At 63.6% G+C, this 17,087-nt stretch carries 9 protein-coding genes; 5 read left to right on the top strand and 4 right to left on the bottom strand.

The window, feature by feature from the left end:
* Positions 1–891: 891 nt before the first annotated feature.
* A complete protein-coding gene (locus ACTJKS_RS25090) occupies positions 892–1,059 on the top strand; it encodes a metallothionein (protein ID WP_080963240.1) in 168 nt (55 codons plus the stop codon).
* A 23-nt stretch (positions 1,060–1,082) separates the two neighbouring features.
* Here the strand turns inward: ACTJKS_RS25090 and ACTJKS_RS25085 are convergent, their stop codons facing one another.
* Positions 1,083–1,355 carry a hypothetical protein gene (locus tag ACTJKS_RS25085; protein WP_041074175.1) on the bottom strand — a complete coding sequence of 91 codons (273 nt, stop codon included), beginning with the start codon at positions 1,353–1,355 and terminating at the stop codon, positions 1,083–1,085.
* A gap of 40 nt (positions 1,356–1,395) precedes the next feature.
* Positions 1,396–1,623: a DUF6555 family protein gene (locus tag ACTJKS_RS25080; RefSeq protein ID WP_003223528.1), complete on the bottom strand. Its 228-nt coding sequence runs from the start codon at positions 1,621–1,623 to the stop codon at positions 1,396–1,398.
* A gap of 145 nt (positions 1,624–1,768) precedes the next feature.
* On the opposite strand from ACTJKS_RS25080, the gene ACTJKS_RS25075 reads away from it, so the two are divergent.
* From ACTJKS_RS25075 to ACTJKS_RS25065, 3 genes are all read left to right on the top strand, one after another.
* On the top strand, positions 1,769–2,536 hold the full coding sequence (locus ACTJKS_RS25075; protein ID WP_262949107.1) for an AraC family transcriptional regulator: 768 nt from the start codon (positions 1,769–1,771) through the stop codon (positions 2,534–2,536).
* 196 nt (positions 2,537–2,732) lie between these two features.
* Complete coding sequence (locus tag ACTJKS_RS25070; protein WP_073471384.1) at positions 2,733–2,906, top strand: DUF1427 family protein; 174 nt, start codon at positions 2,733–2,735, stop codon at positions 2,904–2,906.
* 31 nt (positions 2,907–2,937) lie between these two features.
* Entirely contained in the window at positions 2,938–3,894 is a 957-nt protein-coding gene (locus tag ACTJKS_RS25065) for a quinone oxidoreductase family protein (protein ID WP_108182236.1), read from the top strand.
* 127 nt (positions 3,895–4,021) lie between these two features.
* Here ACTJKS_RS25065 and ACTJKS_RS25060 read toward each other — a convergent pair whose 3' ends face one another.
* Positions 4,022–5,044, bottom strand: coding sequence for a purine-nucleoside phosphorylase (locus ACTJKS_RS25060; RefSeq protein WP_108182237.1), 1,023 nt, complete (start codon positions 5,042–5,044; stop codon positions 4,022–4,024).
* A gap of 15 nt (positions 5,045–5,059) precedes the next feature.
* Complete coding sequence (locus ACTJKS_RS25055) at positions 5,060–6,019, bottom strand: nucleoside-specific channel-forming protein Tsx (RefSeq protein ID WP_108182238.1); 960 nt, start codon at positions 6,017–6,019, stop codon at positions 5,060–5,062.
* Positions 6,020–6,404: 385 nt separating this feature from the next.
* On the opposite strand from ACTJKS_RS25055, the gene ACTJKS_RS25050 reads away from it, so the two are divergent.
* A complete protein-coding gene (locus ACTJKS_RS25050) occupies positions 6,405–16,925 on the top strand; it encodes an autotransporter-associated beta strand repeat-containing protein (RefSeq protein WP_262949103.1) in 10,521 nt (3,506 codons plus the stop codon).
* Positions 16,926–17,087 lie beyond the last annotated feature (162 nt).

The raw sequence follows: 17,087 nt of genomic DNA, 5'->3' as shown, positions 1-17,087 counted from the left end.
CGCTCATCGTGTTGAGTGGGGCGGCTTCGCCGCATGGGGTGTGCGCGAATAAAATTGTGGGAGCCAGCTTGCTCGCGATGGCGGCCTGACAGCCGACCAATCTCTAACGATGACACCCGATCCCACTGTGGGAGCTGGCTTGCCAGCGATGGCGGCCTGCCAGCCGACTAATCTCTAACGATGACACTCGATCTCACTGTGGGAGCTGGCTTGCCAGCGATGGCGGCCTGATAGCCAACCAAATTTCTAACTGAAAACACCCGATCCCACTGTGGGAGCTGGCTTGCCAGCGAAGGCGGCCTGATAGCCGACCAATTTCTAACTGAAAACACTCAATCCCATGTAGGAACTGCCGAAGGCTGTGATCTTTTGATCTGGCTCTGGCTCTGGCTCTGGCTCTGGCTCTGGCTCTTGATGTGGCTTTTGATCTTCAGCCCCTTCGGCAGGCCGAGCGGAGGTGTTCATCCGGGGGGAGGCGCGCAGCGCCATGCGGCGAAGCCGCATACATCGAGAGGAGGTGCAGCGAAGCAAACCGTAGGCGATGCCCCCGGATGGGCACCGTAGCGAGGGAACACTGAGCCTAAGCGAAGTGCCGTACGCCGGGGCAAAGCCTTTTGGGTTACCTTTTCGCTGGGCCGGCACTCCGGCGTTTGGAAAAGGTGACTCGCTGTAAGAGCGAAACCGCCAGCGGCAGCACCCGAAGAAACGGATATTCACCCAATATCGCCAGCACAAATGGATATTCATCCAATATCGCCAGCACGAACGGATATACACCCAATCCCGCAAAAAACACCAGATCAAAAGATCGCAGCCTTCGGCAGCTCCTACACTGCTATTTACGGCTTATCCCACAAGCCCAGACAACCACCCAAAAAGGAGTCTGCCCCCATGCCCGATAGAAAATGTGACTGCCCAAACTGCAAATGCACCATCAAGGAAGGCGAACACGCCTACGCCGTGCACGGCAAACACTATTGCTGCGAGGCTTGCGCGCATCACCACAAGGGCGGTGAAGAGTGCTCAAGCAAAGGCTGCCATTGCGCCCACCCCAAATAACCGCGCGCAAAAAAAAGTGGAGCCTAATCAGGCTCCACTTGCAGTTTCAGGCTTTCATCATCCAGCCGTTCGGTATGGCGAACCGTGCCTTGCAGACGCCGGCCTTCGACCCTGACCACCACGGTTTTCGCCTGGTCGAGGTCCTCCGGTAACGGCGCCGGCACGCGCAAGGCGAAGCGATAGGGGTCGTCTTCGACAGCTTCAAGACCCACCTGACAGTCCACGCTTCTGGTGATACGTCCGAAAAAGGTGTCCAGGCCATAATCCAGATGCGCCGGGCTGAAGATGCTGGTCATTGTGTACGCCCCCAAAGAGTCCCCACTGCCTGGCGAGAGTCTAGCTCGCCGGTCGCCATGTGACGTTTTCCACGCCGAATTTCTCCGCCATCGGTTTGCTGGTCTTTTGCACTTTTTCCCGGCCGAAACGCGGGATGCGACCCACGCCGGCATCACAGCTTGCCCAGTGCCACGCCTCGGCGTTGTCCATTTTGTCCGAGCGGATAATGAACGACTTGGGCGTGCCGTGAAGGGTGTAATCGATGACAAACAGTTTTGCGTTGTTCATAAAGCCCGTATTCCTCCCTGTGGTATTAGAAGGATCGCGGCGCGTCGCGAAAATTCATTCGGATTGTCCGACGGTATCTATCGTTGGCGGCGCTGTGACCGACTGGTTACCATGCGCCTTCCGCCAACCCCAATGAATACTCGCCATGGCCCTCGCCGCACCCCCCGATCTGACGGATACCGATGTGCCGGTGCAACCGCTGGCGCGTACCTATCCGCGTGGATTGTTCATCGAGCCGCACGAGCATGTCTGGGGGCAGTTGCTGTATGCGATGAGCGGGGTGATGTGGGTCGAGACCCCGCAGGAGGCGCTGGTGGTGCCGCCGCAGCGGGCGGTGTGGTTGCCGCCTGGAGTGCCCCACGGGATTCGCGTGGTGTCGGACTTGCAGATGCGAAATATCTACCTGCGCCCGGTGCTGGCGGCAACGCTGGATGCGACGGTACAGGTGATTGAGGTCGGTGGGCTGCTGCGTGAGTTGATCGTCGGTTTGGTGGAGCAGGGTCACAGCGGCGAGCCGGCTTATTACGACGCCTTGGTCGGGCTGGCGTTGCTGGAACTCAAGCGTGCCCGGCGCTCGCCATTGAAGATCCCGCTGCCCGACGATTCCGACCGGCGTTTGATGAACCTGTGTCAGGCGGTGATGGCGGCGCCGTCGCTGGACATTCCGTTCGAGCAGCACGCGGAAAACGCCGGAGCCAGTGTGCGCACGCTGGCGCGGCTGTTCAAGGACAGCCTCGGCATGGGCTTCGCTGAATGGCGGCGGCAGGTGCAACTGGCGACGGCGGTGGCCGAGTTGATTCAGGGCGTGCCGGTGAATGCGATCGCTCGGGAGCTGGGGTATTCGCCGAGCAGTTTCAGTGACATGTTCCGGCGTGAGTTGGGGGTGGCGCCTTCGCAATTCTCCACCACCTGAACGCGACCCTGTAGGAGCTGCCGCAGGCTGCGATCTTTTGATCTTGTTTTCAAAATCAAAGTCAAAAGATCGCAGCCTGCGGCAGCTCCTACAGGGGAATGTCGGTCTTTTGGCCGAAATTCAGAAGTCCTTGGCCGACACCTCTGCCGATCCTTCCCTAGACTTTGCCCATTCCTTTCACGCGGCGGAGTTTTCCATGAACTACCTGATTTCGCTGGCCATCGGTCTGGGCGTCGGCCTGCTCTATGGCGCGCTGGATTTCCGCTCCCCGGCGCCACCGGCCATCGCGCTGGTGGGGCTGCTGGGCATGCTCGCGGGTGAGCAGCTGTGGCCGCTGGGCCGGCAACTGGTCGCCGGTTGGTTGTCCTGAATGTCCTTTTTTTCCTTTGGTGGATGTCCTCATGAAAGCACTGCAATTCGATAAAACCGGCGACCTGTCCTCCCTGCGTTTCGTCGACGTACCGACCCCGGTGCCCGGCGCTGATGACGTGCTGGTCGAAATCAAGGCCGCCGGTCTGAACCCCAGCGATGTGAAGAACGTACTCGGGCGGTTTCCCTACACCACATTGCCACGGATTCCCGGGCGCGATTTTGCCGGTGTCGTGGTCGAAGGCCCGCAGGCGTTGCTCGGTCAGGAAGTCTGGGGCACCGGGCGCGAACTGGGCTTTTTTGCCGATGGTTCGCACGCGCAATTCGTCAAATTGCCGGCCAATGGCGTGGCGCATAAACCGTCGCACTTGAGCTTCGCTCAGGCGGCCAGCCTCGGCGTGCCTTACACCACCGCTTGGGATGCGTTGGAGCGCAGCCTGGTGAGCGCTGAAACCCGTTTGCTGGTGATCGGCGGTGGTGCGGTGGCGACAGCGGCGTTGGCATTGGCCAAGGTGCGCGGCGCGCAGATCCTCGCGGCTGCGCGGCGGCCGGAGCAGGTCAAGGCGTTGCAGGCACAGGGCTATGCGACGATTCAGCTGGATAAGCCCGAAGACCTCGGCGCGCAGGTCAACGCGGTGTACGGCGGCGGCGCTGACGTGGTCTTCGATACCACCGGTTTCTGGCTGCCCGCCTCGGTGGCGGCACTGGCCGCGTTCGGCCGCATCGCGATCATCGCCGCGCCGGTCGACGGCCACGTGCAATTGCCAGCGCTGGCGTTGTACCGCAAGGGCGGCTCGGTGGTCGGGATCAACTCGCTGCTGTACGGCGTGCAAGCCTGTGCGGCGATGCTCGAACAGTTCGGACGGTTCTTCGATGAGGGGCTGTTGCCGTTGCCGCTGGGGTTGGTGGAGGTGCCGCTGGCGCAGGGAGTGCAGAGCTATGCAGAGGTGAATCATGGGAGTGGGGACAAGGTCATCCTCATCCCCTGATCTTCCAGACACCGCATAACCTGTGGGAGCTGGCTTGCCAGCGATAGCGGTAGAACAGTCGATGAAGATGTTGACTGAACTGGCGCCATCGCTGACAAGCCAGCTCCCACAGGATTCTTTGTCGGGCTCAGGATTGCGGGACGCCGTTTTCCCACGCCGACCAGTTTTTCAGAATGTCCTGCACCAGCGGATTACCCGCGCGATAGAGGTTTTCCAGCGCCGGCACGAACCCGCCCTGATCGGCGTACTTCAGCAGATTGTCCACCTCGCTACCGCCCGGCGCCGGGCGGTCGAAGTCGGAACCGGCGCGCACCACCGCCAGACGCTGCACATCCACCAGACCTTCGCGACTGGCGCGCAACAAGGCTTCATAAGTGGAGTTGTCTTCCTGTTGCGTGGTGCAGTACTCGCCCTTGTTGTCGGTCAACAATTGGGTCCAGACCTCGGCGCGTTCGCTCAGGCGCGTACCGGAGAACCAGGTGTTGCCAGCCAGCGTGTCGCAGCGCGTAACCACTGGCGGCTGATTGGCCGGGGCCGAGGGGTATTTCAGGCGCCAGGCCGCCGATTCCTTGCTTTCACTCAGCTCGACCTTGTGGCTCAGGGCGAAGGCTTTGGCCTGCAGCTTCGGGTTGAGTTCGAAGACTTCGGTCTTGTAGTCCAGCGGCGGTTTTTCGTTGGGGCCCTTGGTGTTGATGCCCAGGTAGCCGGTCGGCCAGCTCGCCGGCGCATCGCGCGAATCCAGCTCCCATTGCGTACCGAACTCCACCAGGTAATGCGCCCACGCGGCGGTGCCGAGGGTCCCGTGTTTCGGGCTGATGCCGGCGATCCCGGCGATCAGGAACCAGCTTTTGCGCAGGTCGAATTTCGGCGACAAGGCCAGTGCCAGGGTTGAAGCAGCGGCGTTGGTCTGACCCATGCCGGTGGTCAGCAGGCACACCTGTTGTGCGTTGCAGCGCACGGTCGGGTACTCGGCGGACAGGCCCGGCACGCGGATTTCCTGCTTGAGATCGAGGCGCTCGATCCAGTGCTGCGCCTCGGGGGCGAACATGGTGATCAACACCACTTTCGGCTGGATCGGCGCTTCAGCCGCCCAAGTGGTGGAAGAGAGCAGGGCCGCAGCGGCCAGGGTCAGACGCGTCATTGCTTGCATGAAAATCTCCTGAATTCAGAACTGGTAGCCGATGCCGGCGTAGTAACCCCAACCGTTGGAGCGCGCGCGGAAATTGCCGTCGCCGAAGTTCAGCTCGCTGCCATCCTCCCAGTTGCCGCCGTTGTGGAAATAACGGCCGACCAGGGTGAAGCGCAAATGGGTGAACGAGTACAGCAAGACGTTGGTCGCCACCGTGGCGTTGGCGGTGCGCGCCGGGTTGTCCTTGTGGATGTCGGAGCCGAAGTCGAAGTTGGTGAAACCGATGTAGGTCAGCGACGCGCCGTTGCTGAACTTGTCGATAGGCACGATGTACTTGAGCTGCGCGCGGTAGCCGTCCCACGAATACTCATTGCTCGCACCGTAGTTTTCCCACTGGTAGCGCCCGTACAGGTTGGCCGACAGGTTGACCCGCGAATGGGTGTCGATGTCGGTGCCGAAGCCGCTGTACAGGGTGTTGGCGCGGTTCTCTTTACGGCTGCCGTGATCGTAGATCCAGTCGAACGCCACGTACCATTCCTTGAACGGGCCGATGGCCAGGCTGCGGCCGGCGAGGTAGTCGATGGAGATGCGCGGCTCGTGCTCCATGAACACCGGTGAGCCATGGTCCCACACGCCTTTGTCGTGGCTGTTGCCGATGTTGAAGATCTTCGGAATGTCGACGTAGCCGTACAGCTCGAACGGCCCCTTGCGCCCGAAGTACTCGTATTCCAGATAAATGTCGTCGGCCGGTTGCGGGCCGAAGCTGATGTCCTTGCTGCCGATCAACGTCAGGTCCTGGTTGTACCAGTCCGACAGATAAGCGCCTTTTTTCGCCGGGGCAGCTTCCGGGCTGAGGGCTTCGCCCTGGGCCGATTCGTCGGGCAGCGCCGGTTGCGCCAATGCGCTGTGGCTGAGAACTCCGGTAACGCCGGTCAGTAGCAGGGAAACAGCAAACGTGCGCGCAAACGGGGCGCGAAGAAGGGAAGCAGCGTGCATTCAAAGTCCTTTTTTGCGGATCAAGGCCCGGGTTCTGCGGGTCTGTACGGTTTTGTTACGAAAAAGCCGATATAGGCAGGTCGCAAACGTTTGCACAACACGTACCAAGTCGCACCGTTCGCCCCTGTAGGCGCAGCGTGCCGCAGCTCCTACAGGGGGATATCGTTTAGGCAAAGTCCTGTGTTTAGGGGCCGAAACCCGCGGTTTAGACGGCCCTAGTATTAAAGTATTAACACCATTTAATCAGTGCCCCATCGCGGGGCGTCTACTAGCTTGTCACCCATAACGCGGTTTTGTGATGACCGTCGCAGTCTTGATTCGCGTGTGGAATAAGCCCGACTTGCACGCCTTCAAGGAAGAATTTGGCCACGACAAGGAGTAGCCCGTGGAAGCAAGGTTTGGTGTCGCCCTCGTTTCGCGTTTTTCCCCTCTTTCCCTTGCCGTGCACCTGAGCGTTGCCGGACTTTTGTTCGGTGGGGTCAGCGAGCAGGCGCTCGCGACATGCTCGGCGGCAGGTTCGACGATTACCTGTTCGGGCGTCCCGACGCTGCCGCTGTTTCTCAATGACTACAGCAGCGCCACCAGCGGCTTGACGGTCAACGTCAACTCCGGGGCGCAGATGAACGCGACGCTGGGTGGCAAGGTCATCAACCTGACCGGGGCCAATATCAACCTGAACAACTCCGGTACCCTCGACCCGGCCTTGCTGGGCCTGGTCTCGATCCTCAGTGGTGGTGCGTTCATCGGTACCGGCGCGACCAGCACGGTGAGCATCGTCAACAACGCCACCGGGATCATTCGCGGTACCGGCATGCTGCTCGGCCTCAACCTGACCAGCATCGACGGGCTGGGGATTGGCGTGAACAACTCGGTGTCGGGCACCACGACCATCACCAACGACGGCACCATCACCTCCACCGGACTGTCGGTCGGCGGCATCACCCTGGCCGATACCCCGGTGGTCGGGGTGTATGGTGGTTCGCAAGTCAACATGACCAACAGTGCCAGTGGCACGATCAACGGCCGGATTGCGTTCGAGACGTCAGTGGCGGGCAACACCTTCACCAACGCCGGCAACATCACCGGCGGTGTGTCGATGGGGGCGGGCAGCACCAACACCTTCTACGCGATCACCGGTTCCAGCGTTAACGTCGGCGACGGTGTGCAAGTCTCCGTCGGCCTCGGGGGCTTGATCGGCATCAACCTGACCTTCGCCCCGACCGGGACGATCGATGGCGGCGCGGCCGGCACTAACACGCTGATCCTGCAAAACCCGATCGGCCTCGGCGGCGGCACCACCGGGACCGGCACGGCGTCCAGCGCGACCTACGTCAACTTCAACAACCTGACCCTCAACAGCGGCACCTGGACCTTGCAGGGGCCGTTGGTCAGCGGTGCGACCACGCTCAATGGCGGTGTCGCGCAGTTCAACGACAACGCGGCGTTCGGCAGCGGCGTGCTGACGTCCAACGGCGGGATCCTGCAGGCCAGCAATGCCGGTTTGACGCTGGCCAACCAGATCAATCTGGGCGCCGGCGGCCTGACCCTGCAGGGCATCAATGGTACGACCCTCAACGGTGTGATCTCCGGCAGCGGCGGCCTGACCAAGATCGGCAGCGGTCAGCTCAACCTCAACGGCATCAACACTTACACCGGCAGCACCGTGCTCAATGGCGGTGTAGTGCTGGTGGGCAACAACCAGTCGTTCAGTACCGGTGGCATCACGGTTGGCGGCTCTTCGAGCATCTCGGCAACGACGCCCATTTCGCTGGCGAACGCGATCACGCTCAACAGCACCCTGACCGCAACCGGCACCGGTGCGCTGACCCTGGGCGGGGTGATCAGCGGCGCCGCCAACCTGACCAAAACCGGCAGCGGCAGCCTGACCCTCAACGGCAGCAACACCTACACCGGGATCACCAGTCTCGGCGCCGGGACCTTGCGCGTCGGCAACAACAATGCCTTGGGCACCGGGGTACTCAACACCAGCAACGGCACCAGCCTCGACAGCACCGGCAACGTGACCCTGGCCAACAACGTCGGCATCACCGGTGCGCTGAACGTGCTCGGCAGCAATGCGCTGACCCTGGGCGGTATTGTGTCCGGCACCGGTGCGATCACCAAGAGCGGCAGCGCCAGCCTGACCCTGACCGGCAACAACACCAACAGCGGCACCACTGCGCTCAACGGCGGCAGCTTGCTCGTCGGCAGCAACACCGCCCTCGGCACGGGCGCCTTGAACGCGGCGGCGGGCACCACGCTGGATGCGACCACCGCGGTGACCCTGGCCAACGCTGTCGCGCTGGCGGCGGATCTGACCCTCGGCGGCACCCAGGCGCTGGGCCTGAGCGGCGTCATCAGCGGTGCCGGCAACCTGATCAAGAATGGCACCGCGAACCTGACCCTCAGCGGCAACAACACCTTCTCCGGCGGCACGGCGCTCAATGCCGGTACGCTGATCGTCGGCAGCAACACCGCGCTGGGCACTGGCGCATTGACCACGGCGGCGGGCACTACCCTCGACGCCAGCACCACCGTCGCGCTGAGCAACGCGGTCGCCCTTGGCGGTAACCTGAACATTGCCGGCAACGCCAACCTGACCCTCGGTGGTGTGGTCAGCGGCAGCGGCGGGCTGACCAAGAACGGCGCGGCCAACCTGATTCTCAACGGCGCCAATACTTTCCTCGGTGCTGTTGCGTTGAACGCAGGCACCATCACGGCGGGTGCCAACGCTGCGCTCGGCAGCGGCGATATCACCGTCGGCGGCGCTGCGACCCTCGACAGCAATACAGCGGTGACGCTGAACAACAACGTCATTCTCAACAACAATCTGGGGATCGGCGGCAGCAACGGGCTGACCCTCGGTGGCGTGATCAGTGGCGCCAGCCAGTTGACCAAGAACGGCACCGCCAACCTGACCCTCAACGGCGCCAACACCTTCACCGGTGGCACCGCGCTCAACGCCGGCAGCCTGACCGTCGGCAACGGCGCGGCACTCGGCACCGGTACGCTGACCGTGGGCGGCGCGGGCGCAACGCTCAACAGCAGCGCCAACGTGACGCTGAACAACGCGATTGCCCTGAACGCCAACCTGACTGCCGGCGGCGCCAACCCGCTGACCCTCGGCGGCGTGATCAGTGGTGGCAGCAACCTGATCAAGACCGGTTCTTCGACCCTGATCCTCACCGGCAACAACACCTACACCGGCGCTACGTCGCTGAACGCCGGGACACTGATCGTCGGCTCCAACACCGCCCTCGGCACCGGCGTGCTCAACGCCGGCAACAACACCACGCTGGATGCCAGCACCGCGACGAGCCTGGCCAACAACGTCAACCTCGGTGGCAACGTGACCGTCGGCGGCAGCAACGCGCTGACCCTCGCGGGCGTGGTTTCCGGCGTCGGTGGGTTGACCAAAAGTGGCCCCGCCGACCTGATTCTCAACGGCGCCAACACCTACTTCGGCAACACCGCACTCAACGTCGGCAAGCTGATTGTCGGCAGCAACACCGCGCTGGGCAGCGGCGCATTGAACGCGGCGGCGGGCACCACGCTGGACACTAATACCGCCGTCACTTTGGGCAATCAGGTCAACCTCGCCGGGGCGCTCAATGTGGGCGGCAGTGCGGATCTGAGCCTTACCGGAACCGTCGCTGGCGCCGGTAGTCTGGTGAAAGACGGCGCGGCCAACCTGAGCCTCAACGGCACCAACACCTACGTCGGCGGCACCACACTGAATGCCGGCACGGTGACCGTCGGCAATAGCTCGGCCCTCGGCACCGGTGCCTTGACCGTCGGTGGCGCAGCAACCCTCGACAGCAGCTCGCCGCTGGCCAGCCTGGCCAACGCGGTCGTGCTCAATGCGGCGCTGAGCGTCGGCGGCACCCAGGACCTGACCCTCGGCGGCGTTACCAGCGGCACCGGCCAGTTGATCAAGAACGGCGCGGCCAACCTGACCGTCAACGGCACCAACACCTTCAGCGGCGGCACCACCCTCAATGCGGGTACGCTGACACTGGGCTCGGCCGCTGCATTGGGCAGTGGTGGCCTGACCGTCGGTGGCGCTTCGACGCTGGATACCAGCACCGGCATGAACGTCGGCAACAACATCACCCTCAACGCCGGCCTGACCCTGGCCGGCAGCAACACCCTGAACCTGAGCGGCGTGATCGATGGCGCCGGCAGCCTGACCAAGGACGGCTTTGGCGATCTGACGCTCAGCGGCAACAACACCTTCACCGGTGCGCTGAACATCGCCTCCGGCAGCGTCACCACCGTGAGCAGCGGGGCGCTCGGCAACACCTCCGGCGCCAACATCAGCGCCGGTGCGAATCTCTATCTCAACAGCAGCGCCAGCCTCAGCGGGCTGAGCGGCAGCGGCAGCGTGCAGGTCGCCGGCGGCAACACGCTGACCGTGGGCGGCGTGAGCAGCACCAGCATCTTCGACGGCGACCTCGGTGGCAGCGGTACCCTGACCAAAGTCGGTACCGGGACGCTGAACCTCACCGGCAGTAACGGCATCACCGGCAACACCGAGGTCAACGGCGGCACGCTGAACCTTACCGGTTCGCTGGCCAGTACCCAGCTCAACGTCAACAACGGTGCGACCCTCACGGGGACCGGTTCGGCGCTTGGCGTCATCACTGTCAACAGCGGCGGTCATCTGGCGTTGTCCTCGGGCAACACCTTGTCCACCTCGTCGCTGATCCTCACGGCCAACAGCAATGTCGACGCAAGCCTCGCTACGCCATCGACCAGCTCGCTGATGAACATCGGCGGCAACCTGACCCTCGACGGTAACCTCAACGTCACCGATGCCGGCGGCTTCGGCGTCGGTGTCTATCGCTTGTTCAACTACATCGGCGCACTGACCGACAACGGCCTGACCGTGGCCGGTGTACCGGTGGGTTACGGCCTTGGCGACATCCTTGTGCAGACCCTTGGCAATCAGGTGAATCTGGTGGTGTCGGCGCCTAACACCAATCTGCGCTTCTGGGACGGCAGCCAGACCATCCCGAACGGTAATGTGGACGGCGGCAGCGGCACATGGACTGCCGGCGGCACCAACTGGACCAACTCCAACGGTACGCTGAACCAGACCTGGGCCGGCGACTTTGCGGTGTTTCAGGGCACGGCCGGTACGGTGTCGGTCAACGGCACGCAACTGTTCACCGGAATGCAATTCCTCACCGATGGCTACAACGTGGTCAACGGCACGTCGGGTCTGCTGACTGCCGTCAATGGCAGCGGTGGAACCACCGCGATGCGGGTCGATCCGGGCGTGACCGCCACGGTCGGCGTGAACATCGACGGCAGCGGCATCCTCAACAAACTCGACGCCGGCACCCTGGTGCTCAACGGCGCCAACAGCTACACCGGCGGCACACAACTGGATGGCGGCACCCTGGTGGTCGGCAGCAACACCGCGCTGGGCAGCGGAGCGTTGATCGCCAACGCCGGCACGCAACTCGACAGCAATACCGCCGTGACCCTGGCCAACGCGGCCACGCTGAACGGCAACCTGACGATCCTCGGCAGCAATGCGCTGACCCTCAACGGTGTCATTTCCGGCACTGGCGGCTTGATCAAGAACGGTTCGGCCAGCCTGACCCTCGGTGGCAACAACGCTTTCCTCGGGCCGGTGGCGCTGAATGCGGGAGGTTTGATTCTGGCGTCGAACAGCGCGCTGGGCTCGGCGACCCTGAACGCGGCGAACGGCACCACCCTGGATGCCGGCGGCGCCTTCACGGCGGGTAACGCGATCAACCTGGCGGGCAACCTCGGCATCGTCGGCAGCAACGATCTGACGCTGAGCGGCGCGATCAACGGCGCTGGCAGCCTGACCAAGGACGGCGCGGCCAACCTGATCCTGAGCGGGGCCAACAACTTTCTGGGTGGCGTCACCCTCAACGCCGGCACCCTGACCGCCGGCAGCAACGGCGCCCTCGGTCTGGGCAACCTGACCGTGGCCGGTGCCTCGGCGCTGGACAGCAACACCTCGGTGTCGTTGGGCAACAACGTGGTGCTCAACGCCAATCTGACCAACACCGGCAACAGCGACGTAGCGCTCAGCGGCGTGGTCAGCGGTACCGGCGGTCTGATCAAGAACGGCGCGTCCAACCTGACCCTCAACGGCATTAACACCTACAGCGGCGGCACCACACTGAACGCCGGCACCGTGACCCTGGGTACCTCGGCGGGCCTGGGCTCCGGCGCGGTGACCGTGGCGGGTGCGTCGACCCTCGACACCACCGCGCCGCTGGTGCTGGCGAACAACATCAACGTCAATGCCAACCTGAGCGTGGCCGGCAACAACAACCTGACCCTCGGTGGTGTGATCGCCGGGGCGGGCACCCTGACCAAAAATGGTCTGGCCGACCTGACACTGTCGGGCAACAACACCTTCAGCGGCACCTTCGATGTGCAGTCCGGCAGCTTGACCACGCTGGGCAATTCGGCGCTGGGCAGTAACGCCGGAGTCAATCTCGGCGCTGCGGCGACGCTGAATCTCGGCGGCTCCGGCAGCCTCGCCAGCCTGACCGGCAGTGGCACCGCACTGATCGGCGGCGGCAACACCTTGAGCATCGGCGGCAACAACGCCAGCAGCCTTTTTGCCGGTGTACTCACCGGTACTGGCGACTTGAGCAAACTCGGTACCGGCACGCTGACCCTGGCCGGTCTCAACAGCCTGACCGGCAACACCACCGTCAACGCCGGCACCTTGAACGTCAGCGGTTCTCTGGACAGCGCCAGTGTGCTGGTCAACAGCGGCGGCACCCTGACTGGCGGCGGCTCACTGGGCGGTGCCGTGACCGTGGCCGATGGCGGTCACCTGGCCGGCGCCACCGGCAGCACCCTGTCGGTGAACTCACTGGTGTTCAACGCCAATTCCAACTTCGATGTCGGCCTCGGTGTGCCGGTTTCCGGTGGCGGCAATGCGCTGGTCAACGTCGGTGGCAACCTGACCCTCGACGGCACCCTCAACGTCAGTGACATCGGCGGTTTTGGCAGCGGCGTGTACCGGTTGATCAACTACACCGGCGGCCTGACCGACAACGGCATGCTGATCGGCACGGTGCCGGGCAGCGTCGCCCCGGGGGATCTGACCCTGCAAACCGCGCTGGCCAACCAGATCAATTTGCTGGTCACCGCACCGGGCGTCACCGTGCAGTTCTGGGACGGCAACCAACTCGTCGCCAACGGTTCGGTCGATGGCGGCAGCGGCACCTGGGGCACCGGCACCACCAACTGGACCGACGTCAACGGCACCACCAATCAGGCCTGGACCAATAATTTCGCAGTGTTCCAGGGCACAGCCGGCACGGTCACCGTCAACGGCGCGCAAACCATCACCGGCCTGCAATTCGTCACTGATGGCTACAGCCTGCAGAACGGCACGGCGGGTTCGCTGAACCTGGTCAACGGTTCGCTGGGTAACGCCACGGTGCGAGTCGATCCGAACGCCACCGCGACCGTTGGCGTAGCGCTCAACGGCAGCGGCACCCTCGGCAAATACGACAGCGGTACGCTGGTGCTCAATGCCGCCAACGGCTACACCGGTGGCACCGCACTTAACGGCGGCAAGATTGTCGTCGGTAATAACGCGGCGCTGGGCACTGGCGTCTTGACTGCCGCAGACGGCACCGCACTGGACAGCAACGCGGCCGTCACGCTGGGCAACGATGTGGTGGTGAACGGTGGCCTGAGCGTCGCTGGCAGCAACGCCTTGACCCTCGACGGTGTGGTCAGCGGTGCAGGCAGCCTGATCAAGTCCGGCGCTTCGAGCCTGACCCTCAACGGCAGCAACACCTACAGCGGCGGCACGCAACTCGCTGGCGGTACGCTGGTGCTGGGCAACAACAGCGCCATCAGCAGCGGTGCATTGAGCGTGACCGGCAACGGCAGCCTCGACAGCACCTCGGCGCTGCAACTGGCCAATGCCGTCAACCTTGGTGGGCAACTGACCCTGGCCGGCAACCAGAACACCACGTTGCTCGGCGCCATCACCGGCACTGGCAGTCTGGTGAAAAACGGCAGCGGTGACCTCGTGCTCAGTGGTGCCAATACCTACAGCGGCGGCACCACGCTGAACGCTGGCACGACCACTGGCGACACCAGCAGCCTGCAAGGCGCCATCGTCAACAACGCGGCGCTGACTTTCGCGCAAAACGCCGACGGCAGCTACACCGGCAACCTCACCGGCAGCGGCACGCTGAACAAAACCGGTACTGGTCAGTTGCTCCTGACGGGCAACAACACCTTCACTGGCAACACCTCGGTGCAGGCCGGCGACCTGATCGTCAACGGCGTGCTCAACAGCGCCAACGTCAACGTCGCCAGCGGTGCGCAAATCGGCGGCAGCGGGCAACTGGGTGGCAACGTGCAACTGGCCAGCGGTGCAACGCTGAGCGGTGGCGGTTCGGCCACGCCGTTGTCGGTCGGTGCGCTGGCGCTGTCCTCGGGGACCAACCTGGACTTCAGCCTCGGCTCGGCGGCCAGTTCGACCACGGTGGTCAACGTTGCCGGCAACCTGACCCTCGACGGTACGCTGAATATCAGCAACACCGGTGGCTTCGGCACCGGGGTCTATCAACTGTTCCGCTACGGTGGCAGCCTGACCGACAACGGTCTGGTCTACGGCAGCCTGCCGGTGTCGGCGGCCAACCTGACCCTGCAAACCGCGATCGCCAATCAGGTCAACCTGCTGGTGCAGGGCACGCCAGGTGAAGTGCAGTTCTGGAACGGCGGCACCACCAATCCTGACGGCAGCATCGGCGGCGGCAGTGGCGTGTGGGGCCCGGGCACCAACTGGACCGATCCGAGCGGCACGCAGGCGCTGGCGGCCAATGGTCAGTTCGCGGTGTTTGGCGGTCAGCCAGGTGTGGTCACCGTGCAGGGCAATCAGAATTTCACCGGCCTGCAATTCCTCGTCGGTGGCTACAGCCTGGTGCCGGATGCCGGTGACACGCTGACCCCGGTCAATGGCCCTGGCGGCACGCCCGCACCGATCCGCGTGAATGCCGGTGCCAGCGCCCAAATCGATGTGCCGCTGATCGGCACCGGCGGGATCGAAAAGCTCGATTCCGGCACGCTGGTGCTGACCGGTGCCAATACTTACAGCGGCGGCACCACCGTCAGTGGCGGTACGCTGATCGGTAATACCACCAGCCTGCAAGGCAACATCACCGACAATGCCACGCTGGTGTTCCAGCAGAATACCAATGGCCAGTTCAACGGAATTCTCAGCGGACTCGGGGCGATGGCCAAACGCGGCAGCGGCACGTTGCTGCTGACCGGCAATCAGCCGTTCAGTGGCACCGTCTCGGTCGATCAAGGCCTGCTGCAAGTTGGCAGCCGTGCGGCCCGGGCTTCTCTGGGGGCACAAGTCACGGTCGCCAACGGCGCAGGCCTGAGCGGTAACGGCAGCGTCGGTTCGGTGGTCAACCACGGTGTGGTGGCTTCCGGTGGTGCTGACGGCACCTTGAGCGTGGCCGGCAACCTGACCAACAGCAGTGATGGTGTGCTGGCGCTGACGGTCAGCTCGCCAACCGCGACACCGTTGGTGGTGGGTGGTACGGCAGCCTTGGGTGGCGGTCTGGTGGTCAACAGTCTCGCGCCGTTCACCGGTAATACCACTTACTCGCTGATCACCGCCGGTGGCGGCGTGACTGGCACCTTCAGTGCCGCCGATCTGCCGCAGTACGCGTTCCTCAGCAGCTCGCTGGTCTACGGTGCAGATTCGGTCACCCTGGCCGTCAGCCGCAACGGCAACTCGTTCGCCGACGTCGCCGCCACGGGCAACCAGCGCGGCACCGCCACGGCACTGTCCAATAACGGTGCGGCCGGCGCGGCGTTGCAGAACCAGATCGTCAACCTCAGCGTGGCCGGTGCGCGCAATGCGTTCGACAGCCTCTCCGGCGAGATCCACGCCAGCACCGCCAGCGCCATGCTTGAGGACTCGCGCTTCATCCGCGAGGCGGTCAATGACCGCATGCGCCAGCCATCGTGCAGCGCTGCGGATGATCCGCGTCGTACCCTGGCACCGAGCGACACGCAACTGAGCAGTAACGGTTGCCACGGTGAAATGGTCGGCTGGATCCGGGCCATCGGTGCCTGGGGCGACATGGGTGGCGACAGCAACACAGCCAAAGTCGATCGCAACCTCGGCGGTTTCATGCTCGGCACCGACAAGGCGCTGGATGACAACTGGCGTGCCGGGATGGCTGCCGGCTACACCCGCAGCAATCTCAACGCGCATGATCGCAACTCGGACGCCAAGGTCGACAGCTACCACTTGGCCGGCTATCTGAACTCGCAATTCGATGCACTGGCGGTGCGCCTCGGCGCGGCTTACAGCTGGCACAGCATCGAGACCAAACGCGACGTCAGCGTCGGCAGCTACAACGATCGCCTGAAGGCCGATTACGACGCACGCAGTGCGCAGGTGTTCGGTGAAGTGGGTTACGCGATCAACGCGGCAGGCGTTGCCATCGAACCGTTCGCCGGGCTGGCCTATGTCAATTACGACAGCGACACCGGCAAGGAAAAAGGGGGAGTGGGGCGCCTGAAGGCCGACGCCGATCAGGACATCACCTACTCGACCCTCGGCGTGCGCGTCGGCAAGTTGGTGACCCTGGCCAACGGCAGCCAGCTGACACCACGCGCGGCCATCGGCTGGCGGCACGCCTACGGCGACACCAAACCTGACGCCGACCTGACCTTCATCGACGGCGGCGCCTCGTTCAGCACCCAGGGCGTACCGATTGCCAAGGACAGCGCACTGCTCGAAGCCGGCATCGACTTCCAGGTCACCCCGACCGGCAAGCTGGGCATCGGCTACTCGGGCCAGGTGTCGAGCGACAACAACGACAGCGCGTTCAACATCAGCTTCAGTCAAAGCTTCTGAATCATGGTCGAAGTACTTTAGCCGCCCGAAAGGGCGGTTTTTTTTGGGAGGCAGAATAGAGCGGCTTTATAGGTCCGGCGATGAAGTGGCGGTGACCGCTCGATAGCTTTCGCGAGCAGGCTCGCTCCCACATTGGCTCTCTGTCACTCACCTACTCTGTGT

Source organism: Pseudomonas sp. 22189, from assembly GCF_052045635.1.
GTDB classification, from domain to species: domain Bacteria; phylum Pseudomonadota; class Gammaproteobacteria; order Pseudomonadales; family Pseudomonadaceae; genus Aquipseudomonas; species Aquipseudomonas parakoreensis.
This window is presented reverse-complemented; position numbering and strand designations above follow the sequence as displayed.